This is a genomic window from Paraglaciecola sp. (assembly GCF_030730205.1).
Taxonomy (GTDB): Bacteria; Pseudomonadota; Gammaproteobacteria; order Enterobacterales; family Alteromonadaceae; genus Paraglaciecola.
In genome coordinates, this window is record NZ_JANQVQ010000139.1 from 1 (window position 1) to 3,448 (window position 3,448).

Genomic DNA, 3,448 nt, shown 5'->3' on the forward strand with positions numbered 1-3,448 from the left:
ATCAAGCTTACCAATAAAGCGTGAATCAATGGGATAACGAACACGAATATCTAACTCGTCATCTACGTCGTCTGGGCGATATTCACCGATTTTTAAACCATTGGTGACAAACTGCACCGTGCTACCCACTAGTGTGGCGTCTGCACCAAATCGGGCCGCATCACTGCGATTCACTTTTAGTTGCCATTCAATTCCGGGTTTAGACGCCGTATCACTGATAGAGGTGAACTTGTCGTTGTTATCCAGTGCATTGCGGATTTTCAGCGCGGCATCATTGAGTAATTCAGGGAAACGTGATGACAATTGTATTTGCAGATCTTTACCCGATTGAGGGCCATTTTGGTCGGCTGAAATTTCAATATCTAATCCCGGCAAGCCTTTTAAACGCGCTTGAGTGTCTTTGAGAACCTCATCTGAATGCGCACGATAATGCCAATCCACTAAATTTAAACGCAAGTAGCCGATTTGATCTTGTCCACCAGTACGCACATACAGGGTTTCGATTTCATCCATATCGATAATTTTGCTTTCAACATCGCGCATTATCTGATCTTTTTCGTAAATCGACATATCGCTGGCAGAACGCACATTAATGTTAATACCCGGCACATCGACGTTCGGGAAAAACTGGGAACCCAAGCCCGACAAATTAAATGCGGTAATCGACAAGATGGCAATAATAATGGCTGAACCTAGTATTTTCCAAGGATGCTCGATGGCTGTCGCAAGTACATTGACGTATTTACCCGTAAAGCCACTGAGATGGCGAATATCACCACTTTCAGCTTCATGCAGTTGGCGTTTTGTTTCTTCAGACACATAACGGGGTTTGCCAAATACACCGCCCAGTACTGGCACAAAAATGAGTGCCATCAATAATGAAGCCGACAACACCGCGATAAGCGTAAAGGGTAAATACTTCATAAATTCACCCATCATGCCTGGCCAAAACATCAGTGGCGCAAAGGCGGCTAACGTCGTGGCTGTTGAGGCAGTAATAGGCCACGCCATACGCTGAGCAGCAAGGCCATAGGCTTTTTTCTTGTCCATGCCTTCACTCATGCACCGGTCGGCGTATTCGGTGACGACAATCGCCCCATCCACCAGCATGCCCACTGCCATAATCAGCGAGAACAACACCACCATATTCAGGGTATAGCCAAATAACGCGATGATCAGAATGCCGGTTAAAAATGAGCCAGGTATAGATATACCCACCAATAAGGCGGTGCGCAAACCCAAAATAGCCACAATCACCACGGCCACTAAGATGATGGCGCTGGAAACATTGTTTTGCAGATCGTTGAGCATCATGTTCACGTCAACACTTTGGTCACCGGTGTAACTGACATTTATACTGGCAGGCCAAATGGCTGAGTTTCTGGCAGTTTCAATCAAGTCTTTTACGTTTTGTACGGTGGCCAACATATTTTCGCCAGGGCGCTTTTTCACTTCCAATGACACCGACACATCACCATTGACTCGAGCAAAGCTTGAAGGGTCTTTGTACGAACGTCTGACCTGCGCTACATCAGCAAAAGTAATAACACTATCACCCTGCACTTTTACCGGTTGCTCCATCACATCTTTGACTGACTCAAAAACCGACGGCACTTTTACTGCAAAACTGCCCTTGCCGTTGTCCATCGTACCAGCGGGCACAAGACGGTTATTTCGAGAGAGCAAATTAAAAATATCGTTTTGATCAAGCCCATATGACTCCATCAACAAGGGATCAACCACAATTTCAACCATGTCTTCACGGTCGCCACCCATGGTCACTTCAAGGACTTCACTCATGCCTTCTAAACGATTTTTTAGCTCACGAGCAACGGTGAGTAATGCTCGCTCAGATACTGGTCCGGATAACACCACAGTGATGGCAGCTTGCTGTCCGGCCATGGTCACTTCGTGAATAGTGGGCTCTTCTGTTTCAGTAGGTAATTTAGCTCGTGCAACCGTGACCTTGTCACGTACGTCAGCCAGGGCGGCTTGCGAGTCTAAACCAGGGAAAAATTCCAAAGTGACATTGGCAAAACCTTCTCCGGCAGTCGCTTTCATCTCTTTTACCCCATCGATTGAGCGTAACTCTCTCTCCATGGGTTTTACTAGCATTCGTTCAGCGTCTTCGGGTGAGATACCGTCGTGTACAATAGACACGTAAATAACCGGGATGGGTACGTCAGGATTTGATTCGCGGGGAATAGTCGCGTAGGTCACTGCCCCTGAAATAATCAGCAAGACAAAAATCATTAATACGGTGCGGGTGCGGCTTAATGCCGCTTGAATTAGCGCGTTCATTGACTCACCGGCTCGCTATATTCTTCGCTATACACCACTTCAATTTTGTCACCATCACGCACAAAACCTTGACCTAAGGTGATAACGTCGGCCTGCTCACCCATGCCACTCAACCACACACCTTGGCTGTCGCTTTTAACAATATCGATGGGCACAAATTTTACATGCTCATCCACCACGGTTTTTACCCCTAGATTCCCCTCTTCATCGAGCGCCATGACCGCTGGAGTAATTAACATTGCCCAGGTTTTATGCAGTGGCAAAGCCAATTCAGTACTCATGCCCGCTAAACGTTTATGTTCGGGATTAGGCACGGCCACTTCGATTTTGAAGGTATTGGTACCTTGGTCTGAAACACTTGAAATATAACGCACCGAACCTTGTAGAACGTCTCCGTTGGTCATGCGCCCTGCTGCGACTTGGTCTAATTCAATGCCTTGCACATTATTTTGTGTGACATTGGCGGTGATCACTAAGGGATCTAAATCAACTAAGCTGGCAATCTGATCTCCGTCTTTTAGCAAGTCGCCAATCTCAACAAAACGCTGGTTAATAACGCCATCAAAAGGGGCAGTAATCAGCGCGCGTTGCACAGCCAGTTCTAACAAACTGACGTCTGCTTTGGCGCTTGCTAAATTCGCTTTCGCTTGTGCTAAATTTACCTGAGATTGATAACCTTGCTTGCCTAATGATTGGGCGCCATCTAATTCAATTTCCCGTTGTTTAAGCATCGCTTTTGCTGATAACAACCGGCTTAATGAATCGGCATTATCAATCTGAATTAGCTGTTGACCTTGTTTAACAAACTCACCCTCCCGCACAAAAATCGCTTCGACCAAGCCCTTTACTTCAGCCCTTATGGTGGCAACTCGGTCGGGCTCAGTGCGGCCATATAAGGTGATTTCACGATTAACCTGTTCTGCCTTAAAACGCGTTGCAGTGACTTTAACTAGCGGGGAAATACGATGTTTGTCAACATGATTTGGATTCACCTTATCGTCGTTAGATAGCATTCCAGAGCCAACCCACAACACCAGAAGTACCACAATAGCGAGGGCTATCCAGATAGGTTGTTGCCGAATTTTAGTCATTAGCGCTGCCATAGTTCATCCATACTATTTTAAGAGCGGTTAATTTAACCTTTTTT

At 46.2% G+C, this 3,448-nt stretch carries 2 protein-coding genes; both read right to left on the reverse strand.

Features of this window, described 5'->3' with window-relative positions; genetic code table 11:
* A partial coding sequence (locus tag NWQ57_RS09725; protein ID WP_306021954.1) for an efflux RND transporter permease subunit occupies positions 1–2,301 on the reverse strand: 2,301 nt, incomplete at its 3' end.
* Positions 2,298–3,404 (reverse strand): efflux RND transporter periplasmic adaptor subunit, encoded by a 1,107-nt coding sequence (locus NWQ57_RS09730; protein ID WP_306021955.1) that lies wholly within the window; start codon positions 3,402–3,404, stop codon positions 2,298–2,300. The genes NWQ57_RS09725 and NWQ57_RS09730, both read right to left, overlap by 4 nt.
* Positions 3,405–3,448 lie beyond the last annotated feature (44 nt).

Bases quoted from the DNA above. Each gene is read 5' to 3' on its own strand.
- NWQ57_RS09730 (WP_306021955.1), bottom strand. From the start codon at position 3,404: ATGGCAGCGCTAATGACTAAAATTCGGCAACAACCTATCTGGATAGCC.